Origin of the sequence: Cellulomonas sp. McL0617, assembly GCF_049994875.1 — a bacterium.
GTDB lineage: Bacteria > Actinomycetota > Actinomycetes > Actinomycetales > Cellulomonadaceae > Cellulomonas.
In genome coordinates this window covers 1708660-1735166 of the sequence record NZ_CP188256.1, presented here as the reverse complement: position 1 = coordinate 1735166, position 26507 = coordinate 1708660, and the positions used below count along the sequence as shown (strand labels likewise).

Here is a 26507-nt window from a genome sequence, read left to right as displayed (position 1 = left end):
GCCTCAGTGGAAGTCGCGGGAGGTCGTCCGGACCCGCAGCGACATGGGCACCAGGTGCTCGGCCACCAGGTTGGTCGCTCCGTCGGAACGTTCCAGCCGTCCCCGGACCACCAGGGCGCGGGACGTGCGGGCCACCTTGCGGAACCGTTGCCACAGGCCTGCCGAGCAGATGATGTTGAGCAGCCCGGTCTCGTCCTCCAGCGACAGGAACGTGATGCCTCCGGCCGTGCCCGGGCGCTGCCGGTGCGTGACGACACCGGCGACGGCCACCCGGCGGCCGAGCTCGTGGGTGTACGCCTCCTGCACGCGGATGACCCCGGCGGCGTCCAGCCCCTCGCGCACGAACTGCGTGGGATAGGAGTCGACGGACACGCCCGTCGCCCAGACGTCCGCCGTGGCGATCTCGACGTCGCTCAGCCCCGGCAGCATCGGCGCGCTCACCCCGACCGAGACCCCCGGCAGCGTGTCCGGCCCCTCCTGAGCCAGCGCGCCCGCCGCCCACAGGGCCTCGCGGCGCGTGACGTCCAGGCTGTCGAGCGCACCCGACGTGGCCAGGGCCTCGAGCTGCGCGGTGGACAGCTGGACGCGACGGACCAGCTGGCGCAGGTCGGCGAACGGGCCGTGCGCACGGCGCTCGTCGACGATCCGCTGCGCCACGTCCTCTCCCACGGACCGGACCGAGGCCAGGCCGAGCCGGACGGCCAGCGACCGCGGCCGGTCCGACCCGGCGCCGGTGCGCACACCCGGTGCGGTGACCGGCCCGGTGCCGCTGGGGGTCGGGACCAGCCGCGGCTCCCCGTCGGGCGGTGTCGGGCCCAGACGTTCGACGCACGCCTGCACGTCCGAGACCTGGATGTCCGGTCGGAGCACCTCGAGGCCGTGCCGACGGGCGTCCGCGGCGAGCGACTGCGGCGAGTAGAACCCCATCGGCTGCGCCGCCAGCAACCCCGCATAGAACGCCGCCGGGTGGTAGACCTTCAGCCACGCGCTGGCGTAGACGAGGAACGCGAACGAGTACGCGTGCGACTCCGGGAACCCGAAGTCGGCGAACGCCCGGAGCTTCTCGAAGATCTGCTCGCCCGTCTCCTCGTCGATCCCGTGCCCGGCCATCCCGTCGAGGAGCCGCCCCTTGAGCGCCTCCATCCGTTCGGTCGACCGCTTGGACCCCATCGCGCGCCGCAGCTGGTCCGCCTCGGCCGGCGTGAAGTCCGCCACGTCGATGGCCATCTGCATGAGCTGCTCCTGGAACAGCGGGACACCCTTGGTCTTGGCCAGCGACTTCTCGAGCAGCGGGTGCAGGTAGGTGACCGGCTGCCGACCGTGCGCGCGCTCGATGTACGGGTGCACCGAGCCGCCCTGGATCGGGCCGGGGCGGATGAGCGCGACCTCGATGACGATGTCGTAGAACGTGCGCGGCTGCAGGCGGGGCAGCGTGCCCATCTGCGCCCGCGACTCCACCTGGAACACCCCGACCGTGTCCGCCGCGCTGAGCAGGTCGTACACCCGTGGGTCCTCCGCGGGCAGCCCGTGCAGGTCGAGCACCTCGCCCTCGTGCTCCGTGACGGACGTGAACCCGATGCGCAACGCGGTGAGCATGCCGAGCCCGAGCAGGTCGAACTTCACCAGCCCGGCGTCCGCGCAGTCCTCCTTGTCCCACTGCAGCACCGTGCGGCCCGGCATCCGCGCCCACTCCACCGGGCACACCTCGATCACCGGCCGGTCGCACATCACCATGCCGCCGGAGTGGATGCCCAGGTGCCGGGGAAGGCGAAGGAACCGGTCCGCCAGGTCGATGACCTGCTCGGGGATCTCGTCCAGGTCGCTCGCCGACGGAGGAAGCACCGTCGGGACGACGTCATGCCCGTCCGCGGTGGCCAGGCCGGGCGTGTCGTGCCCCTTCGCGGCGCGCGCGAGCAGAGCGCCGCCCTGGCCGGGCGCGCCACCGACGCCCCGTGCACCCGCAGGCGGTGCGCGCAGCACCGCGGGCGGCTCCCACGTGTTGCCCCACATCGCCGCTCGCGTCCGGGTGCGCTCCTCGCGCTGCGTGACCACGCTCGTGGGCTGCTCGGGCACCGGACCGACGTGTCCGACGTGAGGCCGCCGGCGCGTGCTCGACGGGCGCTCCGGCTCGGCGGGCACCGCGGGCGCCGCCGGGTGCAGGCTCCCCCAGCGCTCGATCGACGACGCCCACGCGTCCTGCTGCCCCGCGTCGTACCCGAGCGCGCGCGCGGCGTCCCGCACCGCCGACCGCGGCCGGTACGAGATGACGTTGGCCACCTGCGCCGCGTGCGACCGGCCGTGCTTCTCGTACACGTACTGGATGACCTCCTCGCGGCGCGCCGACTCGATGTCGACGTCGATGTCCGGCGGTCCGTCGCGCTCCGGGGCGAGGAACCGCTCGAAGAGCAACCCGTGCCGCACGGCGTCGACCGCGGTGACCCGCAGCGCGTAGCAGACCGCCGAGTTGGCCGCGGAGCCGCGACCCTGCGCCATGATCCCGTTGCGACGGCAGAAGTCGACCAGGTCGTAGACGACCAGGAAGTAGCCCGGGAACCCGAGGTCCTCGATCACCCGCAGCTCGTGCGCCAGCTGTGCGTAGGCACCGGGCACGCGCTCCTTCTCCGGCGGCCCGTACAGCTCCATGGCGCCTTGTTGTACAAGCGTGCGCAACCAGGTCGCCTCGGTGTGTCCGGGGGGCACCGGATAGGGCGGCAGGTTCGGCGCGACGAGGGACAGGTCGAACGCGCACTCGTCCGCCAGGGCCGCCGCCGTGCCGACGGCCGACGGGTGCCGACGATGCAGCGCGAGCATCTCGGCGGCAGACCGCAGGTGCGCGCTCGGCCCGCCTGGCAGCCAGCCGTCGAGGTCCTCCAGCGAGGACCGCGCGCGGACGGCGGCGAGCGCGGCGGCGAGGTCCGCGTCGCGCGGGGTGGCGTAGTGGACGTTCCCGGTGGCCACGAGCGGGAGACCGGCCTCGGCCGCGAGGAGCGCCAGGGCGTCCGCGCGCTCGGCGTCGTACGGGTCCCCCGCCGCCGTCGTCTCGACCGCCACGTTGTCCCGGCCGAACAGGGCGACGAGCCGGTCCAGCTCCGTGCGTGCGGCCTGGACGCCCGAGGCGCCGACCCCGGCGACCCCCGACGGGTCGCCGCCTGCGAGCGCCCGCCGGACCGACCCCTTCCGGCAGCCCGTGAGCACCAGCCACTGCCCGGCGGCCGTCGCGGCGAGCTCCTCCAGGCGGTAGTCGGCAGCGCCCTTCTTCCCGGTCCGCAGGTGTGCCTCCGCGATCGCGCGGGACAGCGCGCGGTACCCGTCGGCACCGCGCGCGAGGACCAGCAGGTGCGACGCGCGGGGGTCCGGGACGCCCGTCGGCAGGTCGAGCACGGGCGGCCCGGGGGTCACCCGTGTCTCCCTCGGGTGACGACGGCCATCCGGGGCCGGCAGGTGCAGCTCCGCACCGAAAACCGTGGGCAGGCCGACCGCGCGAGCGGCCTGGGAGAACCGGACCACGCCGTACAGCCCGTCGTGGTCGGTGACCGCGAGCGCCCGCAGCCCGAGCCGGGACGCCTCCGCGGCGAGCTCCTCTGGCTGGCTCGCACCGTCCAGGAAGCTGAACGCCGTGTGCGCGTGGAGCTCGGCGTATCGCAGCCCCTCAGTCATAGGTCGCCTCGCACGTCCAGCCGGTCGTCGTGCAGGCGAGCAGCACCGCGCGACCGTCCTCGAACGTCACCTGCACGTGCGCCCGCAGTCCGGGGCGGTCGTCGGTCCACCACCGCTCGCTCAGCAGCCACGGGCCGGCCCACCCGACGACGGAGCGCACGTCGTCGCCGGACCGCACGTCCTCGCCGAACACTGCGTCATCGCCGAACAGCGCGTCACCGAAGCGCCTGCCCGCGGAGCGCCCGTCCCGGCGCACGCTCGACCACTCACCCGGTCGCCGACCCGGCGCACGCGGTGCCGCGACGTCGTCCTGGCGGGGCAGCCACCGCACCCACGCCGGCTCTCCCGTCATCCCCGCGCGCACGTCGAGCAGCACCGGCACCCCGGCGACGTCCCGCACCTCGACGCGCTCGGGCGGGTCCAGGACCGTGGCCGGTGCGGGGTCGGGCAGCCGTCCGGGCCAGGGGCGGTCCACCGGACGTGCGGGCTCGGTCTGCTCACCCCACGGCCGCAGGTGCACCTGGTCGCGGACGTCCCGACCGCCCTGCAGCGTCGCGACGAGGATCCCCGACCCGCCGACGATCCCCTGCACCCGGTCCAGGGCCCGGTGCGCACGCAGGTCACCGCCCGACGGTCCGCCCCAGAGTCGCCCCTGCTCGGCCCCCGCCGGCGCGACGTCCAGGGCGCTGACGGCGAGGTGCACGAGCGTGACAGGACGGGAGTCGTCGGGCCACGGGTCCACCGGCAGGTCGTCGTGCGCCCAGGGGTCCTTGCCGGACGCGACCGACGCCCGAGCGGCCGCCGACCGCGCGCGGCCGGCCGGGTCGTCCAGGGAACGGCTGCGAGCGGTCTGGACGGCGGTGGCGGCCAGCCAGCCCTCCAGCTGCCAACGGATCCGGTCCGTGATGCGCGCGGGGGTCAGACCGCCCCAGCCGCCGAGGTCGGTGCGCCAGGTGCGGACCAGGTCCTCGCCCTCGTCGGTGCGGGCGGAGATCTGCAGGCGGCCGCACGTCACGGAGTGCTGGACCAGCAGCTCGTGCAGCTCCTCGGCCAGCCGTCGACCGGCGAAGGTGGCCGAGTCGACCCGGTCGAGCGGCGGGTCCAGCTCGGTGGACACCTCGAGGTCCGCCTCGGGCCGGCGCCGTGCCGGCGGCCGCTCGTCGTCCCCCCGCGCCAGCAGCTGCGCCCAGGCACCCAGGCGACCGAACCGGGCGTGCACGTCGGTGGGCGGCAGGGCGGCGAGCTGCCCGAGGGTGCGCAGCCCGAGCCGGTGCAGCAGGTCCACCAGGTCCGTCACCGCGGCCGCCGCCTCGTCGGTGACCGCGGCGTGCACCAGCTCGGTCACGCCGTGCCGTGCGAGGTAGGCCGGCGACTGCCCGGGTGGCACCACCGCGCCCGACCGGGTGGCCAGGACGGCGGCCAGCAGCCCGTCCGCGGTGCCCACCGCGCACTCGTGCCCCGAGCGGGCTGCCACCGCGTCGACCAGCAGCTCCGCGAGCGCCTCCTCGGACCCGTGGTACCGGCTGGCGCCCCCCGCGGGCAGCAGGAGCATCCCCGCGCGCACCACCTCGATGCCCGCCACGACGGTCTCCGCGGCAGCCGCGACCGGCTCGAACATGCGCACGTCGCGGGTGTCGTCGGCGGCCAGCAGGACCAGCTCGGGGCAGATCCCCTGCGCCTGCCTCCGACGCATCCCGCGCCGCACCCCCTCGGCCCGGGCGACGGCGGACACCGCGGTCAGCCGCTGCCCGTCGTGCACCGCAGCCGGCAGGTGCGCCGGCACCTCCTCGGTGACCGCGGCAGCCACCACCGGCCAGTCGGGCACCCACAGCACCGTGGTCCGGGTGCTCATCCGACGAGCCTCAGCCCGGTGGTGGGCTCGCCGGACGGCACGACGACGGCCTCCTGCGCCCCCAGCGGCAGCGTCAGGTCGAGCGACCGCGGCACGGCGGCGCTGCCCCGACCGGTCCGCGCCACCCGGATCTCGTGGGTCCGCAGTCGCCCCTCGCCCGCGTCCACCCCGGTCCACCGACCCCGCTCGACGGTGAGCACCACACCCGCCCCGGGCCAGTCGGCGGTCGACAGCAGCACCGACCCCCGGTCCCGCGCGCGGGAGGACAGGCGCCTGCGGTCGGCGTCGGTGAGCGAGACCTGCGGTCCGACGACCACCACGTCCACCCCGTCCAGCAGCGCCGCGAGCACGGTCGGCGACTCCAGCCCGGGCCGCGGCACCACGGCAAGCCGCTCGAGCGAGACGCCGGCCTGCGCGGCGGCGAGCAGCCCGACGGTCGGCTGGCCGACGACGGCCGCCCACGCCCCACCGGCGCACGCGTGCGCGAGCAGGGCGAGCACGAGCGACGTGGACCCGCTCACCACGGTCGTCGCACCCCGGCGCAGCCCCTCGGGCAGGAGCGGGACCAGCGCGGGCGGCACGGCCATGGGCGGCCGCTCGGTGGTGAGGATCCCCGCGTGCGGGGCGGCGGGCTCGGGTTCCGGCTCTGCCGGGACCAACGTCACGACGGGAGCCTCCGGACGCGCGCCGATGGGCAGCACGCTGCGCGCGCCGGTCCGCTCCTCGGCGCGCGCGAGGGCTGCGCGAGCGAGCCGGACCCGGTCGTCCCGGGTCATCGTTCCGGCGGACATCGGCGCACCTCCCTCGTCGCGAGACCTCGTCACGAATCTCGTCGCGACCGTACAAAAAACGGAGCCAGATCGAACAACTGTTCGAAGTATCTCAGTACACGCTGACACCCGCGGCACTGTCAATCCGCCGACGGTGAACCCCGGCGATGTAGGTTGCGCGGGCCGGCAGCGCCGCCGGCGCGGCCAGGAGGGCAGTCATGGGAGTCGTCGTCGGGGTCTACCGCCTCGCACTGGCAGCGATCACGTTCGTCGCACTGTTCTGGACGCCGAGCCACGGCCTGCGCCTCGACCTCGAGGACTACGTCTACTTCACCAACCAGTCGAACCTGCTGCTGGCGGTGGTGATGCTCTGGGGCGGCATCGCAGTCCTGGCGCGCACGACGGAACCCTCGCCGTGGCTGTGGGGTGCGGTGACGCTCTTCCTGCTGATCACCGGGCTCGTCTCGTACCTGATCCTCGACCCGGCCCCACCTGGTCAGGAGGTCATCGCCCTCGGCCTCACGCACGACCAGCTGGTGCACCGGTTGACGCCCATCGCCGCGTTCGTGCACTTCCTGCTGATGGTCCCCCACCGGCGGCTGCGCATCCGCAACGCCACCTGGTGGCTCGCCTACCCCGTGGCGTACTGCGCCTTCACCACCGTCCGCGGCGTCGTCAGTCCCGGCAGCCCCTACCCGTACGGGTTCATCGACGTCTCCGAGCTCGGCTACGGCGGCCTGCTGCTGAACGTGCTGCTCTACGGCGTGGGCTTCTGGGTGCTCGGGCTGGCGCTCGTCGGCCTCGACCGGCTCATGCCTGCACGTGCACTGATCGGGCGACGCGAGCCGACGACGACGCGCACGGCGGCGCACGCCGCGACATGATGTCGCCATGGCCGTGAACCTCACCCGTCCCGTCGCCCCGGACCCGTACTCGCTCCTGCCGAAGGTCCCCGACTTCGCGCTGACCAGCGACGACATCACCACCGGCAAGCCGATTCCCGACGTCCACACGAACACCGCCGCCGACCGCAACGTGTCGCCGCAGCTGTCGTGGTCGGGCTTCCCCTCGCAGACGCAGTCGTTCCTCGTCAGCTGCTTCGACCCCGACGCCCCCGGTCCCGCGGGCTGGTGGCACTGGACGCTGATGGACGTCCCGGCGACCGTCACCACGCTGGAGGCCGGCGCCGGCAACCCGGACGGCTCGGGGCTGCCGCCCGGCGCCTTCCACCTCAGGGGAGACGACGGCGTCGCGGGCTACGTGGGGGCCGCTCCCCCGCCCGGCGACCAGGTGCACCGCTACTTCTTCGTCGTCCACGCCCTCGACGTCCCCTCGCTCGGGCTGGCCGCCGACACCATGCCCGGGGCCGCCAACACGGCCGTCCTGTTCCACACGCTGGCGCGCGCGATCCTCGTCGGGACCTATCGACGATGAGCCTGGGCACGCTCACCTGGACCCGCGCGCTCGACCACCCCGACCTCCTCGCCCCCACCACCCTCGCGACGATCACCGCGTGGGCCGACGACGACCCGTCGGTCGCCGACGCCGTGCTGGTGACCGAGATCGACCCGGACCTGGCCGACACCGCGACCCTGACCGAGTCGTTCGCGCTGCCGCCGGCGGCGTCGGCCAACTGCGTGCTCGTGGCGGGCCGTCGCGAGGGCGAGGAACGCGTCGCAGCCTGCGTGGTGCGCGCGACGACCCGCGCGGACGTCAACAACGCCGTCAAGCGCCTGCTCGACGTCCGCAAGGCGTCGTTCCTGGCGATGGACCGGGCGGTGGAGGAGTCCGGCATGGAGTACGGCGGCATCACGCCGCTCGGGCTGCCCGCCCGCTACCGCGTGCTGGTCGACGCACGCGTCGCCCTCGACGACCCGTCCGCCGGTCCGACCGTCGTCATCGGCAGCGGTGTCCGTCGTTCGAAGATCGCCCTGCCCGGCGCGCTGCTCGCCAGAGCGCCGGGTGTGGAGGTCATCGAGGGTCTGGCTCTGGGCTGATCAGCAGCCGGTAGAACCGCAGCAGGTCGAGCTCGACGGGCAGGACCTCGATCCCGACGAAGCCCGCCGCGCGCGCGTACCGCTCCAGCGTCGACGGCCTCATGACCGTTCCGGTGGCCACGCTGGGCGAGGTGGCGCGACCGTCGGGCAGGCACACGCCGAGCGACCAGCCGTAGAACAGTCGCTCGACCGGACCGGCCGGCGCGACGAACTCCTCGAGCGTTCGCTCGTCGGCCACCATGACATACCCGTCGTCGCGGACCATCGCCCGCGCGGCCGCGAGCACCGCCACCGGGTCCGGCATGTCGTGCACGCACTCGAAGAACGTCACGACGTCGAACGCGCCACCGCTCGACGAGGCGTCGGCCAGCTCGAAGGTGACATCGACCCCCTCGGACGCGGCGTTGAGACGAGCCGCCTCGATCGACGGTGCGTCGATGTCGATGCCGACGACGGACGCCTCGGGGTACGCCCGCGCGATCGCGATGGACGACCAGCCCATGCCGCACCCGATGTCCGCGAGCCGTCCGCCGCCACGCAGCAGGGTGTGCAGCGACGGGATGGCCGGCAGCACGTCGTCCACGAGCGGGCCGAGGAAGAACGGCCGGTTGAGCGCAGCCTGGGCGGTCCGTGCGTCGTCGCCCAGGTGCGCCCACGAGACGCCGCCGCCCGTGCGATACGCGTCGAGAAGGTCGTCGACCACGCGGCCGGTGGCAGCCTGCAGCCGTCCAAGGGGTGCGAGGAAGAACTCGGAGTCCGCATCGGTGAGCACCTCGCGAGCGCCGTCGGTGAGCGAGAACCGGCGGTCGGGGTCGACCGTCACGTACCCCGCCACCGCCTGGTGCTCGAGCCATTCGCGCACGTACCGCTCGTCCGTCGAGGTCCGCCCGGCCAGCTCGGCCGAGGTCGAGCCAGGATGTGCGACCAGGGACGCGTACCACCCGAGCTGGTCGCCGGCGTAGATCGCCAGCAGCTCCTGCGCACCCAGCGTCGCCGCGAGCAACCGGTTGGCGACCTCGTCGGGACCCTGCCCGACCGGTTCGAACAGATCCGTCGACATCACCCCATGGTGTCAGGGGACCCGGGTCGCCCAGAAGGCCACCGCCGCCGCGGACGCGACGTTCAGCGAGTCGACGCCGCCCGCCATCGGGATGCGGACCACGAGATCGGAGCCGGCGATGGTCGATGCCTTGAGCCCGTCACCCTCGGCCCCGAGGATCAGCGCGAGCCTCTCGGGCGGGTCGGCCGCCAGCTGGTCGAGCGAGATCGAGTCGTCCGACAGGGCGAGCGACGCCGTGACGAATCCGAGCGAGCGCAACAGGGACAGCCCGTCGGGCCAGGGGTCGATGCGGGTCCACGGGACCTGGAACACGGTCCCCATCGAGACGCGGACCGACCGTCGGTACAAGGGGTCGGCGCAGCGCGGCGTGATGAGCACGGCGTCCAGCCCGAACGCGGCACACGCGCGCATGGCGGCGCCGACGTTGGTGTGGTCCACGATGTCCTCGAGCACGGCGACTCGCCGGGCACCCGCCAGGACCTCCTCGACGGGGGCGAGGGCGGGCCGGTGCATCGCGGCGAGCGCTCCGCGGTGCACGTGGAAGCCCGTGATCGCCTCGAGCAGGGGCTCGTCGGCCACGTAGACCGGGACGACGACGTCGTCGTCCGGCAACGCCGCGAGCATCCGCTCCAGGTCGGGCACCCAGCGGGGCGCGAGCAGGACCGACCGCGGCCGGTGCCCCGCCGCGAGCGCCCGGCCCAGCACGGTCGAGCTCTCCGCGATGTAGAGGCCCTTGGACGGCTCCAGCTTCGAGCGCAGCGCGACGTCGGTCAGCGCGACGTAGTCGGTCAGGCGGTCGTCGTCGGGCGTCGTGACGGGCTGCAGGTCCGGGCGAGGCACGCCGTCATCCTCCCAGGACGACCGCGTCGGCCCGGGCCACGACGGCCCGGCGCACCCTGCGGCCGCCAACGGCTGCGGCCGCCGCGCCGACGACGGCGACGACCGGAACGAGGATGAACGCCTGGTGCGTGCCGAACCGGTCGGCGAGGGCGCCGAGCGCGAACGGTGCGACGCCGACCGCCAGGCCCGCCGCCAGCGTCGCGCGACCCTGGGTGGCGTCCGGTCGGGTCGGTGCGGTGGCCAGCAGGAGGGCGACCGACAGCGGGTACTGGGCGCCGTAGCCGAGCCCGGAGACGACGAGCCCGACCATGGCGATCGCGGGCGTGGTCGCGGTCCACAGGATCGCCCAGCCGCCGATCGCGAGGACGAACGCACCGGTGAGCAGCAGCGCCGGCGCGATCCGCAGCGACAGGGGTCCGACGACGAAGCGGATCACCGACATGCCGAACACCAGGCCCGCCGTCGTGGCGGCGGCGATGCCCGCCCCGGCGTCGGTCTGCTCGATGACCAGGCTGGTCGCCCAGTAGGTGGTGGCGAACTCCATGGCGACCGCCGCGACCAGCGTCGCCAGGAAGCACCACGCGGGCAGCGAAGCACGCCGGACCGGCGCGTCCGCGGCCGCGGGTTCGATCACGGCGTGAGCGGGCGTCATCGCCCCGCCGACGGGGATCCGCGCGAGCATCAGGGCCGAGGCCACGGCGAGCACAGCGGTGACGAGTACCGCCGGACGCCAGCCCCAGCCGATCGCGACGCACGCCCCGACGGCGAGGGGGCCGATCAGCCCGATCGACGACCCGACCCCGTTCGCCTCGGTCAGGGCCGCCGACGACGCCCGGCTGTGGCGGATGGCCAGGCCGGGCTGTGTCGCGGTCAGCGCCGCGTTGCCGCCGAGCGCCACGACGAAGACCGCACCGAGGCTCCAGGCGAGGGTCGGCGCCAGCACGAGTGCCACCACCCCGACCGCGATGAGCGCGACGGACGCGACCGCGGCCGTCCGCCGTCCGCGCCCACGGACCAGCCGCGGGGTGACGAAGGCGGACAGGATCGCCCCGACGGCCATCGACGACCCGTGCAGGCCGGCCTGGGCGTCGGAGATGTGCAGGTCGTCGGCGAGCAGCGGGACGCTGGGGTTGAAGCTGTACAGCAGCCAGCCCCACACGGCGAACGTGCTGTAGAACGCGACCGTGATCCGGTCCCGCGCGAAGCCGGTGCGCTCGGCGCCGGGCAGGGTTGCCATGGCGCCGAGCGTACGGGTCGGTTGCCTCAGTCGACGGGAGCGACCGCCGCCGCGAACTGGCTCGCGTAGAGGCGCGCGTACGCGCCGTCGACCGCCAGCAGGTCGTCGTGCGACCCCTGCTCGACGATGGCGCCGTCCTCCATCACCAAGATGATGTCCGCGTCGCGGATGGTGGACAGCCGGTGCGCGATGACGAACGAGGTCCGGCCGTGCCGCAGCGCGTTCATCGCCTGCTGGACGAGCACCTCGGTGCGGGTGTCCACCGAGGAGGTGGCCTCGTCGAGGATGAGGATCGCCGGGTCGGCCAGGAACGCGCGGGCGATGGTGAGCAGCTGCTTCTCGCCCGCCGACACGTTCGCGCCCTCGTCGTCGACCACCGTGTCGTAGCCGTCGGGCAGCGTGCGCACGAAGCGGTCGACGTGGGTGGCGATCGCCGCCTCGACGATCTCCTCCTGCGTCGCGTGCTCCACGCCGTACGCGATGTTCTCGGCGAGCGTCCCCCCGAACAGCCAGGTGTCCTGCAGCACCATGCCCATCTCGGAGCGCAGCGCGTCGCGGGTCATGTCGCGCACGTCCACGCCGTCCAGCGTGATCCGGCCGTCGTCGACCTCGTAGAACCTCATGAGCAGGTTGACCAGCGTGGTCTTGCCGGCACCCGTCGGTCCCACGATCGCGATGGTCTGACCGGGCTCGGCCACCAGGGACAGGTCCCGGATGAGCGGCTTGGCCGGCGAGTAGCTGAACGCGACGTTCTCGAACGCGACGCGACCCTGGATGGGCTCGTCCGGCTGGATCGCGTCGACCGGGTCGGGCTCCTGCTCCTCGGCGTCGAGCAGCTCGAACACCCGCTCGACGGATGCGACGCCCGACTGCAGCAGGTTCGCCATGGAGGCGATCTGCGTGATCGGCTGCGTGAACTGACGGCTGTACTGGATGAACGCCTGCACGCTGCCGAGCGTCAGGGCGCCGGACGCCACCTGCAGGCCGCCGACGACGGCGACGATCACGTAGTTGAGGTTGGACACGAAGCCCAGCGCCGGCTGGATGATCCCGGAGATGAACTGCGCCTTGAAGCTCGACTGGTACAGCATCTCGTTGCGCTCCGCGAAGACCTCGGCGGCCTCCTTCTGCCGCCCGAAGACGGTGACCAGCGAGTGCCCCGTGTACATCTCCTCGATGTGGGCGTTCAGCTGCCCGGTCACCGCCCACTGCTGCATGAACTGCGGGCGCGACCGCTTGGCGATCATCCCCGCGATCCAGATCGACAGCGGCACGGTGACCAGCGCGATCACCGCCAGCAGCGGCGAGATGAAGAACATCATGGCCAGGACGCCGACGACCGTCAGCACCGAGGTGATCAGCTGCGACAAGGTCTGCTGCAGGGTCTGGGAGACGTTGTCGATGTCGTTGGTCACGCGGCTGAGGAGCTCGCCGCGCGGCTGGCCGTCGTGGTACCTCAGCGGCAGCCGGGACAGCTTCGCCTCGACCCGCTGCCGCATCTGGTAGACCACGCGCTGCACGACGACGGCCGTCATGCGGCCCTGCAGCCACCCGAACAGGAACGAGCCCAGGTAGATCACCAGGACGACCAGCAGGATGTTGCGCAGCTGGGCGAAGTCGATGCCGACGCCGGGCACGGCTCCCGACGACTCGACGATGTTGGCCTGGGACGTCTGCCCGGCGGCGCGCAGGGCGGCGACGGCCTCGGCATTGGTGGCGCCCGCCGGGATGTGCTGCCCGATGACGCCCCGGAAGATCACGTTGGTGGCGTTGCCCAGCAGCTTGGGTCCGGTGACCGCCAGCACGACGGACGCCGTGCCCATCGCGACGATGGCCACCATGGGCCAGCGCTCACCCTTCATCTCTCGCAGGAACCGGCCGGCCGAGCCGCGGAAGTTCATCGACTTCTCGCCGGGCATGCCCATGTTCATCATCGGGCCGCCGCCACCGGGACCGCGGCGCTGCGGCGGCATCCGCTGCGCGGGGGCCGGACGCTCGTCGGTGCTCATGCTGCCTCCTCCACGCTCACCTGCGAGTAGACGATCTCCCGGTAGGTCTCCGACGACTCCAGCAGCTCGCTGTGCGTCCCGACCCCGACCACGAGCCCGTCCTCCATGACGACGATGGAGTCGGCGTGCCGGATGGTGGCCACGCGCTGCGCGACGACCAGCACGGTCGCGTCCCGGGTCTCGGGCACGAGCGCCGCCCGCAGCGCCGCGTCCGTGGCGTAGTCGAGCGCGGAGAACGAGTCGTCGAACAGGAACACCGACGGTTTCCTGACGAGCGCACGGGCTATCGCGAGCCGCTGTCGCTGGCCGCCGGACACGTTGGTGCCACCCTGCGAGATCGGGGCGTCGAGACCCTCGGCCAGCGCCTCGACGAACGGGCGGGCCTGCGCGACCTCGAGCGCGTGCCACAGCTCCTCGTCGGACGCGCCCGGCTTGCCGTACTCCAGGTTCGAGCGGACGGTCCCGGCGAACAGGTAGGGCTTCTGCGGGACGAGGCCGATCTGGGTCCACAGCTCGTCCGGGTCGAGGTCGCGCACGTCGACGCCGTCGAGCAGCACGGCGCCCCCGGTCACGTCGAACAGCCGCGGGATCAGGTTGACGAGCGTGCTCTTGCCCGATCCCGTCGAGCCGATGATCGCCGTGGTGCGGCCGGGCTCGGCGAGCAGGTCGACCCCGTGCAGGACCGACCGCTCGGCGCCCGGGTAGCGGAACTCGACGCCGCGCAGCTCGAGCAGACCGGACCGCGTGCCGGGCAGGCTCACGGGGGTGGCCGACGGCATGACGGAGGTGTCGGTCTCGAGCACCTCACCGATGCGCTCGGACGAGACGACGGCCCGGGGGACCATCACGAACATCATCGTGGACATCATGACCGCGATCAGGATGTAGGCGATGTAGGACAGGAACGCGGTCAGCTGACCGATCTGCATCGCGCCGGAGTCGACCCGGTACGCACCGAACCACAGCACGGCCACGCTCGTGATGTTGAGGACGACCATGACCGACGGGAACATCAGCGCCATGAGCTTGCCCACGCGCAACGACGTGCCGTAGAGCTCGGCGTTCGCACCGTCGAACCGCTCGGACTCCCGGCGCTCCCGCACGAAGGCGCGGACCACGCGGACACCGGCGATCTGCTCGCGCAGCACCCGGTTGATCCCGTCGATCCGCTTCTGCATGACACGGAAGTACGGCACCATCCGCGAGATGATCAGGCCGATGATCAGGCCGAGGACCGGCACCGAGACGAGCAGGATCCCGGACAGGACGACGTCCTCGCGCATGGCCATGATCACGCCGCCGACCAGCATGATCGGCGCCATGATCATCATGGTGAAGGTCATCATCGTGACCATCTGCACCTGCTGGACGTCGTTCGTCGTGCGGGTGATGAGCGTCGGGGCCCCGAACTTGGCCACCTCCTGCGCCGAGAACGTCTGCACCTGACCGAACAGCCGCTCCCGGACGTCGCGCCCGAAGGCCATCGCGGTCCGGGACCCGTAGTAGACCGCGATGATCGCGGCGACGATCTGCACGAAGCTGACGGCGAGCATCATGCCCCCGAGGCGCAGGATCTCGGCCGTGTCGCCCTGGACCACGCCGTCGTCGATGATCCTGGCGTTCAGGCTGGGCAGGTAGAGGGTCGCCATCGTCTGGATCAGCTGGAGCAGGACGACCGCGATCACGGCACCCTGGTACGGCTTGAGATGCACCTTGAGCAGCTTGATGAGCATCAGGCGCTCCTCTCGGGGGATGAGGGTGCGTCGGGGCGAGCGACGCCGTGCAGGATGAGATCGACCAGGCGCTCGGCGTCCGGCGGTTCGGGGTCGAGACCGCGACGCCGCGCGTCGGCGGTCCGGATGATGGCGCCGAGCAGGACCGTGACGAGCAGGTCCTCGACCTCGGTGACAGGGAGACGCATCTTGTCGGCGTCGGGCGCCAGGACGGCGTACACCGCCTCGCGGAGCGCGGCATTGCCGGGCTCCTGACGCTTCGACCATGACCGCATGCGCTCGTGGCTGTCTCCGGGCTGCACGTCGTCCATGCGGATGACCTCGTGCAGGACCTGCATCCAGCGCATCGTGTTCTCGACGCGGTCGAGACCGAGCTGCATGAGCACCAGGAGACGATCACGCAGCGGCAGGCTCATGTCCACCGCATTGATCTCCGGGACGCCGGCCGCGGGGTCGACGGCGGCCATCACGGCCTGCCGCACGAGGGTCACCTTGTCCGTGAAGACGCGAAAGAGCGTCCCCTCGGCGACGCCCGCCGCCTCGGCCAGCTCACGGGTGGTGACCGAGGCGCCGCGTTCGAGCAGCACAGGCTGGACGGCGAGCAGGATGGCGGCACGGCGCTCGTCGGGTGGCAGCGGAGCGGCACGTCCTTTCGCCGGAACAACAGTCTGCATGCCGCGACCATAACTGAGTGAGCACTCACTCCGCCACGTGTTCGCTGTCAGCGAACGCTGCACGTCGGCAACGGCGGAGGGGCCGGACCGGTCGGTCCAGCCCCTCGCCTCTCACGCGTCTGCCGGTGGTTCCGGCTCAGGAGCGCGCGGCGGGACCGCTCCCCGACCCGGGCGCTGCCCGAGCTCTACGGCCGGGTTAAACGGCGTCCCGCTGAGCGTGCCCGAGCTCGTGGCGTCCGCGGTGGCGGCGGCCGACTCGCGCCGCGCCTCCGCGAGCGCCACCGCCGGGTCGGTCAGCGTGGTCGGCGGCAGGTCGTCGCCCAGCGGCGACGTGCCGGCAGGCCGCGCGGACTCGTCGACGACCGGACCCCCGAAGCCCTTGGCGAAGGTGCCGAGCGCGTTGGTCAGCTCCGACGGCAGGAACCACATCTTGTTCGACGGGTACGCGGCGATCTTCGGCAGCGTCTGCAGGTACTGGTAGGCCAGGAGCTTGGGGTCCGCGTCCCCGCGGTGCACGGCGTCGAACACCTGAAGGATCGCGCGTGCTTCACCCTCGGCGTTCAGGATCGCGGCCTGCGCGTTGCCCTCGGCGCGCAGGATCGCCGCCTGCTTCTCACCCTCCGCGGTGAGGATCTGCGACTGCTTGATGCCCTCGGCGGTGAGGATCGTGGCGCGCCGGTCGCGCTCGGCCCGCATCTGCTGCTCCATCGAGCCCTTGATGCTCTCGGGCGGGTCGATCGACTTGAGCTCGACGCGGTTGACGCGCACGCCCCACTTGCCGGTGGCCTCGTCGAGCACGCCGCGCAGCTGGCCGTTGATCTGGTCACGGCTGGTCAGCGTCTGCTCGAGGTCCATCGAGCCGACGACGTTGCGGAGCGTGGTGACGGTGAGCTGCTCGATGCCCTGGATGTAGTTGGCGATCTCGTAGACCGCCGACTTGGGCTCGGTGACCTGGAAGTAGATGACGGTGTCGATGCTCACCACGAGGTTGTCGGAGGTGATCACGGGCTGCGGCGGGAACGAGACCACCTGTTCGCGCAGGTCGACGCTCGCGCGCACCCGGTCGACGAAGGGGATCAGCAGGTGCAGGCCGGCGTCGAGCGTCCGCGAGTACCGGCCGAGCCGCTCGACGACCACCGCGGTGGCCTGGGGCACGATCCGCACCGCGCGTACCAGCGCGATGATGACGAACAGCAGGATCAGACCGCCGACGACGTAGGCGGCGATCGTTCCGGTACCCGGGTCGTTCATCGAACCTCCAGAAGCTGCACGCGGGCACGCTGCCCGCGAGTCGTACGTCGGACGAGGTGCTGCTCAGACGAGCGGCGCGACGACAGCTGTGGCGCCGTCGATGCGCGCGACCCGAACCTCTGTGCCGGGCGGGATGGCCTGCGCGGCATCGACGCGCGCGCTCCAGACCTCGCCGTTGAGCTTCACGCGACCACCCTCGAGGGTCACGGTCGAGACGACGACCGCCTCACGCCCGACGAGCGCCGCGGAGTTGGTCTCGACGAGGGGGGTGCGCTCCCGCAGGTGCTTGAGCAGGAACGGGCGCAGCGTCGCCAGCAGCAGCACGGACGTCAGCGCGGCGACGAGGATCTGCACACCGAGCGGGGCACCCAGGGCCCACGCCACGGCGCCGGCCAGGCAGCCGCCGGCGAACATGATGAGCACGAGGTCGAGCGAGAGAATCTCGAGGATGGCAAACACCGTTGCCCCGCCTACCCACCACAGCCAACCCATCGGGCTCACTCTCCTGCATCGGGCAAGCTCCGACGTCGGAGCCGCTCTTCGATACTAGGACCGCGACGACCTCAGCGTGGGCCGGTCGCGCGGGCAGTCCAACGTCCGTCGACCTTCTCGACGGCGAGGTCCAGGTCGAAGGCGCCCGACAGCGTCGCGGCCGTGAGCACGTCGTCCACCGGACCGGCAGCGAACACCTTGCCCTGCCGCAGCAGCAGCAGGTGCGTGAAGCCGGGCGGGATCTCCTCGACGTGGTGCGTCACGAGCACGAGGACGGGGGACTTGCGGTCGGCCGCCAGCTCGGCCAGCGCGGCCACCAGCTCCTCGCGGCCGCCGAGGTCGAGACCCGCAGCGGGCTCGTCGAGCAGCAGGAGCTCCGGGTCGGTCATCAGCGACCGGGCGATCTGGACGCGCTTGCGCTCCCCCTCGCTGAGGGTGCCGAAGTACCGGTCGCTCAGGTGCGCGACGCCGAACGCCGCGAGCAGGTCGGTGGCGCGCGCCTCGTCGAGGGCCTCGTAGTCCTCGCGCCAGCGTCCGGTCACTCCGTAGGCGGCCGTGAGCACGACGTCACGGACGGTCTCGCCCGCTGGGATCCGGTCGGCGAGAGCGGCGCTGGACAGACCGATCCGTGGCCGCAGCTCGAACACGTCGACGCGGCCGAGCCGGGAGCCGAGCAGGTCGGCGGTGCCGGTGGTCGGGTGCATGCGACCGGACGCCACCTGGACCAGCGTCGTCTTGCCCGCGCCGTTGCGACCGAGGACGACCCACCGCTCGCCGTCACGGACCGTCCAGGTCACGTCGTCCAGGATCGTCGTGGTCCCGCGGCGGATGCTCACGGCATGCAGGTCGAGCACGTCGGTCATGGGCATGACCCTAACCGGCGCGCACGGTCGCGGTGCGTCACGACGGGCGCGTCAGACGAACGGGCGAGCATGGGTTCCGTCACCGCGGCGCCCAGGTCCTACCGTGGTCCGGTGGACATCGCCCTGGAGCTCCCCCGCTCCGTCCTGCTGGCCCTCTGGCTCGGCGGTGACGGCCCCGGTCGCGGGCCGATGCTGAAGGCCGTCCAGTCCGACGACGAGCCACACACGGTCCGCTACGAGCCGGGCTCGAACGACCCCATGCGCGACGACCTCACCGCGCAGCCGCTCTCCTCGCTGCTGGACGCGCTCGAACCCGGCCCGCGCGAGACCGCGACCGTCCTGCCTGCCCCCGGCGACCTGGGCGCCACCCCTGCGGCCGTGAGCGCCGCGGCGACCGACGCCGGCGAGGCGGTCCTGGTGCGGACGGGCCACGCGTGCCTCGTCGCCGTGCCGGTGGTCGAGCGGTTCGGCTCGCACCTGGAACCCGGGCACATGGTCACCTGGGAGGTCACGGACGTCGCCGACTGGCGGCACGCGGTGCACGCCCGGACCGGCTCGCTGGCCGAGGCGGAGCGCGACCTGCAGCAAGGCCTGATCCAGGTGACCGACGCGCTGCAGCGGCTCGACGTGGCCCGCTGGCGGCCGGACGCCGCCGAGTCGATCGTCGCCCTGCGCGACATCGGCCTGCCGAGCTGGCGGCTCCCCGACCGCCTGGCCGGCCGCGCCGTGCGCGTGCTGACCAGCGCCGCGCGGCTGCGGGCGATCGTGACGCTCGCCGCCCAGGACGACGGCGCCGCCGTGAACCTCTGGCAGGCCGACCAGCGCTCGACCGCCCTGCGCGACGTCGACCGGCTGGCCCGTCGGGCGATGAGCGCAGCCGCCACCACGCTGCCGGCCTGACGGGTCAGGCGAGCGCGGCGCGGTAGACGTCGACCGTACGCTCGGCGACGGCCTCCCACGAGAAGTGGTCCTCGACCCGTCGTCGGGAGGCCAGTCCCCACTCCGCCGTGCGCCCGGCGTCGCTGACGGCGTCGGTCAGGGCGGCACCCAGGTCCGCCACGAACGCGGCAGGGTCCACGGGCGTCCCGGTCCCGTCCTGCAGCTGGTCGATCGGCACGAGCCGCCCCGTGACGCCGTCGTCGATGACCTCCGGGATGCCGCCGGTGGCGGTGCCGACGACGGGCAGCCCGACGGCCATGGCCTCGAGGTTCACGATGCCGAGCGGCTCGTACACCGACGGGCAGGCGAAGACCGTGCCGTGCGACAGGACCGCGATCAGCTCGTCGCGTGGAAGCATCTTCTCGATCCACACGATGCCCGTGCGGCGCGCACGCAGCTCGTCGACGAGCTGCGTCACCTCGGACATGATCTCGGGCGTGTCCGGCGCGCCGGCGCAGAGCACGACCTGCACGTCCGCCGGCAGCAGCTCGACCGCCCTCAGGAAGTAGGGCAGCCCCTTCTGCCGGGTGATCCGACCGACGAACACGACCGACGGACGGGACGGGTCGATGCCGAGGGCGCGCACCGTGGCGTCTGCCCGCGCCAGCGCCTCGTCGGTCGTCGGCCGCCGCCACTCGTCGAGGTCGATTCCGTTGTGCACGACCTTGACCCGGTCCGGGTCCACGGCCGGGTACGAGCGCAGGATGTCCTCGCGCATGCCTCCGCTCACCGCGATCACCGCGGCTGCGCCCTCGAAGGCCGTCTTCTCGGCCCAGCCGGACAACGCGTAGCCGCCGCCGAGCTGTTCGGCCTTCCAGGGACGGAGCGGCTCGAGGCTGTGGGCCGTGGCCACGTGCGGGATCCCGTGCAGGAGGCCCGCCAGGTGGCCGCCCAGGTTGGCGTACCAGGTGTGGGAGTGCACCAGGTCGGACGCGACCCCGTCGGCACCCACGCGCCCGACGGCGTCCGCCATCGCGAGGTCGACGCCGAAGGTCTGCAACGCCGCGTTGGCCGTGGCCAGGTCCGCCGGAACCGAGTATCCCGACACCCCCGGCTCGTCACGAGGACCGTCGAAGCAGTGCACCCGCACGTCGATCGTGCGGGCCAGCACCCGGGTCAGCCCGACGATGTGGACGCCTGCGCCGCCGTAGACGTGCGGTGGGTACTCCCGGGTCAGCAGATCGACACGCACGCGAACCATCCCCTCGCCCACCGGCACCGACGACCGGCTCTCCTCGCGACACGCTAGCGCGTGACCTGACCCCTGACCTCGCTGGGATCGCAGCGGGGGCCTAGGGTCGAGGCATGGCAGCGCCGCGCGTCCTCGCTATCGTCCTCGCAGGTGGGGAAGGCAAACGCCTGATGCCCCTCACCGCACACCGAGCCAAGCCGGCGGTGCCCTTCGGGGGCCTCTACCGACTGATCGACTTCGCGTTGTCGAACGTCATCAACTCGCGGTACCTGCACGTCATCGTGCTCACCCAGTACAAGTCGCACAGCCTCGACCGGCACGTGGCCCAGACCTGGCGGATGAGCTCGCTGCTGGGCAACTACGTGGCCGCGGTGCCGGCGCAGCAGCGCGTGGGCAAGCACTGGTACCTCGGCAGCGCCGACGCGATCTACCAGTGCCTGAACATCATCGACGACGAGCGCCCGGACATCGTGGTCGTGGTCGGCGCCGACCACGTCTACCGCATGGACTTCTCCCAGATGGTCGACGCCCACATCGCGTCGGGCGCCGAGTTCACGGTCGCGGCCATCCGCCAGCCCATCGAGGAGTCCGACCAGTTCGGCGTCATCGAGGTGGACCCGTCCGACCCCACGCGCATCGCCCGCTTCCGGGAGAAGCCGACCGACCCGGTCGGCCTGGCGGACTCCCCCGGCGAGATCCTCGCGTCGATGGGCAACTACGTGGCCAACGCAGACGCGCTGGTCGCCGCCGTGACGGCCGACGCGGAGGACGTGAACTCGCGGCACGACATGGGTGGCGACATCGCCCCGTGGTTCGTGGACCGCGGCACGGCCGGCGTCTATGACTTCCTGCGCAACGACGTGCCCGGCTCGACGCCACGCGACCGCGACTACTGGCGCGACGTGGGGACCATCGACGCGTTCTACGAGGCGAACATCGACCTGATCTCGATCGAGCCCGTGTTCAACCTCTACAACAACGCGTGGCCGCTCTACAACGGGTACACGTCGTTGGCGCCGGCCAAGTTCGTGCACGCCGGTGCGGGCCGCCTCGGGCATGCGGCGGACTCGATCGTGTCACCCGGGGTGCTCATCTCGGGCGCCACCATCAGCGGGTCGATCCTCTCGCCGGGCATCCGTGCGCACTCCTGGGCGCAGGTCACCGACTCGGTTCTCATGGACGATGTCGAGGTGGGGCGGTACGCGCAGGTCCACCGCGCGATCGTCGACAAGAACGTCGTGATCCCCGAGCGAGTGCGGATCGGGCTCGACCACGCGCACGACCTCGCCCGCGGGTTCACCGTCACCGAGTCGGGCATCACCGTCGTGCCGAAGGGCGCGGTCATCGAAGCGGACTGACCCACGGACCGGCTACCCTCGCCTCCCGTGGCCAACCCCGATCGCCCCGATCTCACCCCTGGGCGCCGTCTCGTCGTCATGGACGTGGACTCGACGCTCATCACGGGTGAGGTGGTCGAGATGCTCGCGGCCCGAGCGGGCTCCGAGGAGCTCGTCACCGAGATCACGGAGCGCGCCATGCGGGGCGAGCTGGACTTCGCGGCGTCCCTGCACGAACGCGTAGCCACGCTCGCCGGACTGCCGGTGTCGGTGTTCGAGGACGTCCTGGCCGAGGTCGAGCTCTCGCCGGGTGCGGTCGAGCTGATCGCCGAGCTGGCGGTGCGCGACTGGCCGGTGGGACTGGTGTCCGGCGGTTTCATCGAGATCGTCGCGCCCCTGGCGGCACAGCTGGGCATCACGCTGACCAGGGCCAACCGGCTCGAGGTGCTCGACGGGCGCCTGACCGGCCGCGTGAGCGGCGACGTCGTCGATCGCGCCGCCAAGGCCGTGACCCTGCGCGAGTACGCCGCCCGGGTGGGTCTGCCGATCACGCGCACGGTCGCGATCGGCGACGGCGCCAACGACATCGACATGGTGACGGCGGCCGGCTTCGGCATCGCCTACAACGCCAAGCCGCTCCTGTGCGCGGCCGCGGACGCCGTCGTGCGGGACCGCCTCGACGCCGTGCTGGCGCTGCCGGTCTTCACGGCCTGACGGCTGCTCGCCCGAACCCCACCCCCAGCCGTGAGACGGTCGCTCGTGCGCGTCGTCACTCGGCGAGCGTGAGCCGCCGCAGGGTCGCGCTGCCCGGCGTCAGGTCGGCCCAGGTCGTCCCGACCGCGAGCAGGGACCAGCTGGCGGTGGGCACGCCCACCCGGACGCGGGCCAGGGTGGTCGGGTCCGAGTCGGGACCGGCCAGCCCTGCCGCTGCGTGCGACATCGTCGGCTCGTGGCCGACCACGAGCAGCGTGCGGACGTCGTCGGGCACGCCCTGCACGGCCTCCAGCAGCTCGCGCGGGCCGGCGTAGTAGATGGCCTCGACGAACTGGACGTCGGGAGTCGCGCCCAGGGTCGAGCGCGCGAGCTCCCACGTCTGGCGGGTCCGGACGCTCGACGAGCAGAGCACCAGGTCGGGCACCAGCCCGTCCGCGGCCAGCGCCGCGCCCACCCGGCCCGCCTGGCGACGCCCGACGAGCGAGAGGGGTCGCTGGATGTCCTCCATCCGTTCCGGGTGCTCCGCCTTGGCATGGCGCAGCAGGACGAGCTGCCGGGGGCCGGAGTCGGGCGTCACCGGCACAGGGTCCCATCATCGAGCGGTCGGGCGCACCGTGCGACGGTCACAGACCCATCGCGTGGACGCCGCCGTCGACGTGCACGATCTCGCCGGTGGTCGCCGGGAACCAGTCGGACAGGAGGGCGGCGACGGCGCGTGCGGTCGGCTCCGGGTCGCTGACGTCCCAGCCGAGGGGCGCCCGGTCCGACCAGCCCTCCTCCATGGTGTTGAAGCCGGGGATCGACTTGGCGGCCGTCGTGCGGATGGGGCCCGCCGAGACGAGGTTGACGCGGATGCCGTCGGCGCCGAGGTCGCGGGCCAGGTAGCGCGCCGTCGACTCGAACGCGGCCTTGGCCACGCCCATCCAGTCGTAGACCGGCCAGGCGTACCGTGCGTCGAACGTCAGCCCGACCACGGCGGAGCCGCGGGTGAGCAGCGGCCTGGTCGCCACGGCGAGCGACTTCAGCGAGTACGCGCTGACCTCCAGGGCCGTGGCGACGTCGGCCCACTCCCCCGCCAGGAAGTTGCCGCCCATGACGGACTGCGGTGCGAACCCGATCGAGTGCACGGCGCCGTCGAGGTGGTCGGCGTGCTCCCGCACCCGCTCCTCGAGGGCCGCCAGGTCCTCCGCCGACGTGACGTCGAGCTGCAGCACGGGAGCGGGCTTGGGCAGACGGCGTCCGATCGCCTGCGTGAGCCGGAACTGCCGGCCGAACGACGTCAGCAGCACCTCCGCGCCCTGCTCCTGCGCGAGCCGCGCCACGTGGAAGGCGATCGAGCCGTCCGTGAGGACGCCGGTGACCAGGAGTGTCTTGCCGTCGAGCAGACCCATGTGCGTTCCGTTCCCTAGATCCGTACGTTCGAACTACGAGTTGTCAGTGGCCCATGCCGAGGCCGCCGTCGACCGGGATGACCGCGCCCGAGATGTACGCGGCGGCGTCCGACGCGAGGAACTCCACGACGCGCGCCACCTCGTCGGGCTCGGCGAACCGGCCCAGCGGGATCGAGTCGCGGTAGGCCTTCTGCCGGTCCTCGGGCAGCGCGCGGGTCATGTCGGTGTCGATGAAGCCCGGCGCGACGACGTTCGCCGTGATGGCGCGCCCGCCCAGCTCGCGCGTGATCGAGCGCGCCATGCCGACCAGCGCGGACTTGGACGCCGCGTAGTTGACCTGACCGGCGGAGCCGTACAGGCCGACCACCGAGGAGATGAAGATGATGCGGCCGCGGCGCAGCCGGATCATGCCCTTGCTCGCGCGGCGCGCACAGCGGAACGACCCGGTGAGGTTGACGTCGATGACGTCGGCGAACTCCTCGTCGGACATCCGCATGAGCAGCTGGTCGCGCGTCACGCCGGCATTGGCGACGAGGACCTCGACGGGACCGTGGGCGGCCTCGATCTCCGCGAACGCGGCGTCGACGCTCGCGGTGTCGCGCACGTCACCGACGACGCCGAGCACACCCTCGGGCAGCTCGCCGGACCGGTAGATCGTGGCCACCTTGTCGCCGTTGGCGACGAAGCGCTCGGCGATCGAGCGGCCGATCCCGCGGTTGGCGCCGGTCACGAGGACGCTGCGGGCGATGTTGTCGGAAGTCTCAGGCACGGGACACGACGCTATCCGACGTCCGCCCCACGTCACGGCACCGCCCGCTCACAGGTTCGCCGGGCGCTCTTGTGGGACCTGCACAACAACGCCGAGCGGCGCAGGCCGGACTACCATCAGGTGGTGAGCAGCAACCGCAGGAGCCACGACGCCCCCGAGGGCGAGGTGCACAGGATCACCACCGCCCCGGAGCCGCTCACCGCCGACATGTCGCGGCGCGAGAGCCGGTACCTGATCCAGATGTCGATCCGGGTCGTGTGCTTCCTCGTCGCGGTCCTCACCTGGAACCACATCCCCATGTGGGTGTCGCTCGTGCTGCTCGTCGCCGCCGTGGTCCTGCCGTACGCCGCCGTCCTGCTGGCCAACGCCGGACGCGAGCGCGACGACTCCGGCGCCGCCTACCTGGGCCCGCGCGAGCTCGGCGGCGGTGACGACGTCGACGGCCTGGGTCCGGCGCCCACGCCGGGCCGGGGTCAGGAGCCCGACGCGTGAGCCTGCTCGGGCCGACGCCCGACGCGGTCGACGAGCTGATCTGCAGCGCACGCGGCTGCCGCGCGACCGCGACCTGGGGCCTGCTCTGGAACAACCCCAAGCTGCACACCCCCGAGCGACGCAAGGTCTGGCTGGCGTGCGACGACCACCGCGAGCCCCTGTCCCAGTTCCTCGGGGTGCGGGACTTCCTGCGTGACGTCGTGCCCGCCTCGACGCTGGAACGGGTCGACGCGTCATGAGCCCCGCGGTCCGCCGCGCGTCCGGCCTGGTCGTCGTCGCGCTCGTCGTCGCCGTCGCCTGCACCTTCCTCGGTCGCTGGCAGTGGAACCGGCACGTCTGGCGCGACCACGCGATCGCCGAGGTCGTGGCGAGCGAGAAGGCCGCCCCGGTCCCGCTCGACCGGCTCCTTCCGTCCGCCGGTGCTCCGCTGCCGCAGGGCGACGAGTGGCGCCAGGTCCAGGTGGTCGGGCACTACGAGCCTGGTGCGACCGTCCTGCTGCGCAACCGCCCCGTCGACGGCAACGCGGGCTATCACGCGCTGGTCCCGTTCGTCGTCGAGGACGCGTCCGTCGGGACGTCGGCCCAGCCCACCCAGGTCGGTTCGGTGCTCGTCGTCGACCGCGGCTGGGTGGAGACCGGTGAGACCTCCGCGGCGGTCGTCGATCCGCCCGCCCCACCGTCCGGGACGGTCACGGTGACCGTCAAGCTGCGCGAGGACGAGCCTGCGACCCGACGGTCGGCCCCGCCCCGGCAGGTCCAGGCCATCTCGGTCGACCAGGTGCTCGCGGCCGGCGGCATGGCCGGCGCGACGACGTTCCGGGGCTACGGCGGCCTGGTCTCCGAGTCACCGGCGCCGGCCGTCGCCCACGGCCCGCTCCAGGAGCCCAGCACGGACCCCGGCCCGCACCTGTCGTACGCGTTCCAGTGGTGGGTGTTCGCGCTCGGCGGCCTGCTGGCGTTCGGCTCGATGGCTCGACGCGAGCTCCTCGAAGCGCGGTACGAGGCCGCCCTGGGCGACGAGGACCCGGTCGAGATCGTGCCGAACGGCGACGGTCCGGCACTCTGGCCCACCCGCGACGACCCCCGGCCGGTTCGTCGACGGCCCCCTGCGAGGCGCACCCCGAGCGACCCCAACGTCCCGCACCGCCGCGGCGGTCGCGACGAGGACGCCGAGGACGCGCTCATCGACGCCCAGCTCGCCGCCTCGGAGCAGCGCTCCGCCCACTGATCGGGTGACG

Annotated in this window: 25 protein-coding genes; 9 read left to right on the top strand and 16 right to left on the bottom strand. The window is 72.7% G+C overall.

Features of this window, described 5'->3' with window-relative positions:
* Nucleotides 1-3: 3 nt before the first annotated feature.
* The 3 genes from ACPPVS_RS07830 to ACPPVS_RS07820 are packed head-to-tail and all read right to left on the bottom strand — an operon-like array spanning nucleotide 4 to nucleotide 6300.
* Nucleotides 4-3657 carry a PHP domain-containing protein gene (locus ACPPVS_RS07830; RefSeq protein WP_426595471.1) on the bottom strand — a complete coding sequence of 1218 codons (3654 nt, stop codon included), beginning with the start codon at nucleotides 3655-3657 and terminating at the stop codon, nucleotides 4-6.
* Nucleotides 3650-5509 carry a DNA polymerase Y family protein gene (locus ACPPVS_RS07825; protein ID WP_426595469.1) on the bottom strand — a complete coding sequence of 620 codons (1860 nt, stop codon included), beginning with the start codon at nucleotides 5507-5509 and terminating at the stop codon, nucleotides 3650-3652. The genes ACPPVS_RS07830 and ACPPVS_RS07825 overlap by 8 nt, the downstream gene beginning before the upstream one ends.
* Nucleotides 5506-6300 (bottom strand): hypothetical protein, encoded by a 795-nt coding sequence (locus ACPPVS_RS07820; protein ID WP_426595468.1) that lies wholly within the window; start codon nucleotides 6298-6300, stop codon nucleotides 5506-5508. Before ACPPVS_RS07820 ends, ACPPVS_RS07825 begins: the two co-directional genes overlap by 4 nt.
* Nucleotides 6301-6497: 197 nt before the next feature.
* Between ACPPVS_RS07820 and ACPPVS_RS07815 the strand changes: the two genes are divergently transcribed.
* The 3 genes from ACPPVS_RS07815 to ACPPVS_RS07805 are packed head-to-tail and all read left to right on the top strand — an operon-like array spanning nucleotide 6498 to nucleotide 8276.
* On the top strand, nucleotides 6498-7163 hold the full coding sequence (locus tag ACPPVS_RS07815; protein WP_426595466.1) for a Pr6Pr family membrane protein: 666 nt from the start codon (nucleotides 6498-6500) through the stop codon (nucleotides 7161-7163).
* Between the two features lie 7 nt (nucleotides 7164-7170).
* The gene (locus ACPPVS_RS07810; protein WP_426595464.1) at nucleotides 7171-7713 is read left to right on the top strand and encodes a YbhB/YbcL family Raf kinase inhibitor-like protein; all 543 of its coding nucleotides are present in this window, start codon (nucleotides 7171-7173) and stop codon (nucleotides 7711-7713) included.
* Entirely contained in the window at nucleotides 7710-8276 is a 567-nt protein-coding gene (locus ACPPVS_RS07805) for a YbaK/EbsC family protein (RefSeq protein ID WP_426595463.1), read from the top strand. The genes ACPPVS_RS07810 and ACPPVS_RS07805 overlap by 4 nt, the downstream gene beginning before the upstream one ends.
* On the opposite strand, the gene ACPPVS_RS07800 is transcribed toward ACPPVS_RS07805, so the two are convergent.
* The 9 genes from ACPPVS_RS07800 to ACPPVS_RS07760 all read right to left on the bottom strand — a co-directional run bounded on the left by ACPPVS_RS07800 (nucleotide 8251) and on the right by ACPPVS_RS07760 (nucleotide 18435).
* Nucleotides 8251-9336 carry a class I SAM-dependent methyltransferase gene (locus tag ACPPVS_RS07800; RefSeq protein ID WP_426595461.1) on the bottom strand — a complete coding sequence of 362 codons (1086 nt, stop codon included), beginning with the start codon at nucleotides 9334-9336 and terminating at the stop codon, nucleotides 8251-8253. The two genes, ACPPVS_RS07805 and ACPPVS_RS07800, sit on opposite strands and share 26 nt — an antisense overlap.
* A gap of 12 nt (nucleotides 9337-9348) precedes the next feature.
* The gene (locus ACPPVS_RS07795) at nucleotides 9349-10176 is read right to left on the bottom strand and encodes a TrmH family RNA methyltransferase (protein WP_426595459.1); all 828 of its coding nucleotides are present in this window, start codon (nucleotides 10174-10176) and stop codon (nucleotides 9349-9351) included.
* A gap of 4 nt (nucleotides 10177-10180) precedes the next feature.
* A complete protein-coding gene (locus ACPPVS_RS07790) occupies nucleotides 10181-11413 on the bottom strand; it encodes an MFS transporter (protein WP_426595458.1) in 1233 nt (410 codons plus the stop codon).
* A gap of 26 nt (nucleotides 11414-11439) precedes the next feature.
* Nucleotides 11440-13422, bottom strand: coding sequence for an ABC transporter ATP-binding protein (locus tag ACPPVS_RS07785; protein WP_426595457.1), 1983 nt, complete (start codon nucleotides 13420-13422; stop codon nucleotides 11440-11442).
* A complete protein-coding gene (locus tag ACPPVS_RS07780) occupies nucleotides 13419-15155 on the bottom strand; it encodes an ABC transporter ATP-binding protein (protein WP_426595456.1) in 1737 nt (578 codons plus the stop codon). Before ACPPVS_RS07780 ends, ACPPVS_RS07785 begins: the two co-directional genes overlap by 4 nt.
* Nucleotides 15155-15892 carry a TetR/AcrR family transcriptional regulator gene (locus tag ACPPVS_RS07775; protein WP_426595455.1) on the bottom strand — a complete coding sequence of 246 codons (738 nt, stop codon included), beginning with the start codon at nucleotides 15890-15892 and terminating at the stop codon, nucleotides 15155-15157. The genes ACPPVS_RS07780 and ACPPVS_RS07775 overlap by 1 nt, the downstream gene beginning before the upstream one ends.
* Before the next feature lie 48 nt (nucleotides 15893-15940).
* Nucleotides 15941-17080, bottom strand: coding sequence for an SPFH domain-containing protein (locus tag ACPPVS_RS07770; protein WP_426595454.1), 1140 nt, complete (start codon nucleotides 17078-17080; stop codon nucleotides 15941-15943).
* Between the two features lie 63 nt (nucleotides 17081-17143).
* Nucleotides 17144-17572 (bottom strand): NfeD family protein, encoded by a 429-nt coding sequence (locus ACPPVS_RS07765; RefSeq protein WP_426595452.1) that lies wholly within the window; start codon nucleotides 17570-17572, stop codon nucleotides 17144-17146.
* A gap of 71 nt (nucleotides 17573-17643) precedes the next feature.
* Entirely contained in the window at nucleotides 17644-18435 is a 792-nt protein-coding gene (locus tag ACPPVS_RS07760) for an ABC transporter ATP-binding protein (RefSeq protein WP_426595451.1), read from the bottom strand.
* Nucleotides 18436-18546: 111 nt separating this feature from the next.
* On the opposite strand from ACPPVS_RS07760, the gene ACPPVS_RS07755 reads away from it, so the two are divergent.
* The gene (locus ACPPVS_RS07755; protein WP_426595450.1) at nucleotides 18547-19335 is read left to right on the top strand and encodes a hypothetical protein; all 789 of its coding nucleotides are present in this window, start codon (nucleotides 18547-18549) and stop codon (nucleotides 19333-19335) included.
* A gap of 4 nt (nucleotides 19336-19339) precedes the next feature.
* Here ACPPVS_RS07755 and glgA read toward each other — a convergent pair whose 3' ends face one another.
* Nucleotides 19340-20566, bottom strand: coding sequence for a glycogen synthase (gene glgA / locus ACPPVS_RS07750; RefSeq protein ID WP_426595449.1), 1227 nt, complete (start codon nucleotides 20564-20566; stop codon nucleotides 19340-19342).
* A 113-nt stretch (nucleotides 20567-20679) separates the two neighbouring features.
* Here glgA and glgC point away from each other — a divergent pair, with 113 nt between their 5' ends.
* Nucleotides 20680-21924, top strand: a complete 1245-nt coding sequence (glgC, locus tag ACPPVS_RS07745; RefSeq protein ID WP_426595448.1) for a glucose-1-phosphate adenylyltransferase — start codon at nucleotides 20680-20682, stop codon at nucleotides 21922-21924.
* A 78-nt stretch (nucleotides 21925-22002) separates the two neighbouring features.
* Nucleotides 22003-22617, top strand: coding sequence for a phosphoserine phosphatase SerB (gene serB, locus ACPPVS_RS07740; protein WP_426595905.1), 615 nt, complete (start codon nucleotides 22003-22005; stop codon nucleotides 22615-22617).
* 55 nt (nucleotides 22618-22672) lie between these two features.
* Here the strand turns inward: serB and ACPPVS_RS07735 are convergent, their stop codons facing one another.
* Genes ACPPVS_RS07735 through fabG form a run of 3 tightly spaced genes read right to left on the bottom strand, consistent with a single transcriptional unit; the run spans nucleotide 22673 to nucleotide 24777 of the window.
* Nucleotides 22673-23194 (bottom strand): SixA phosphatase family protein, encoded by a 522-nt coding sequence (locus ACPPVS_RS07735; protein ID WP_426595447.1) that lies wholly within the window; start codon nucleotides 23192-23194, stop codon nucleotides 22673-22675.
* A 46-nt stretch (nucleotides 23195-23240) separates the two neighbouring features.
* Complete coding sequence (fabI, locus tag ACPPVS_RS07730) at nucleotides 23241-24008, bottom strand: enoyl-ACP reductase FabI (protein WP_426595446.1); 768 nt, start codon at nucleotides 24006-24008, stop codon at nucleotides 23241-23243.
* Nucleotides 24009-24051: 43 nt separating this feature from the next.
* Nucleotides 24052-24777 carry a 3-oxoacyl-ACP reductase FabG gene (fabG, locus tag ACPPVS_RS07725; RefSeq protein WP_426595445.1) on the bottom strand — a complete coding sequence of 242 codons (726 nt, stop codon included), beginning with the start codon at nucleotides 24775-24777 and terminating at the stop codon, nucleotides 24052-24054.
* Between the two features lie 123 nt (nucleotides 24778-24900).
* On the opposite strand from fabG, the gene ACPPVS_RS07720 reads away from it, so the two are divergent.
* Genes ACPPVS_RS07720 through ACPPVS_RS07710 form a run of 3 tightly spaced genes read left to right on the top strand, consistent with a single transcriptional unit; the run spans nucleotide 24901 to nucleotide 26497 of the window.
* Nucleotides 24901-25269 (top strand): DUF3099 domain-containing protein, encoded by a 369-nt coding sequence (locus ACPPVS_RS07720; protein ID WP_426595444.1) that lies wholly within the window; start codon nucleotides 24901-24903, stop codon nucleotides 25267-25269.
* The gene (locus tag ACPPVS_RS07715) at nucleotides 25266-25508 is read left to right on the top strand and encodes a hypothetical protein (protein WP_426595443.1); all 243 of its coding nucleotides are present in this window, start codon (nucleotides 25266-25268) and stop codon (nucleotides 25506-25508) included. Before ACPPVS_RS07720 ends, ACPPVS_RS07715 begins: the two co-directional genes overlap by 4 nt.
* The gene (locus ACPPVS_RS07710) at nucleotides 25505-26497 is read left to right on the top strand and encodes an SURF1 family protein (protein WP_426595442.1); all 993 of its coding nucleotides are present in this window, start codon (nucleotides 25505-25507) and stop codon (nucleotides 26495-26497) included. The genes ACPPVS_RS07715 and ACPPVS_RS07710 overlap by 4 nt, the downstream gene beginning before the upstream one ends.
* The last annotated feature ends 10 nt before the right edge of the window (nucleotides 26498-26507 follow it).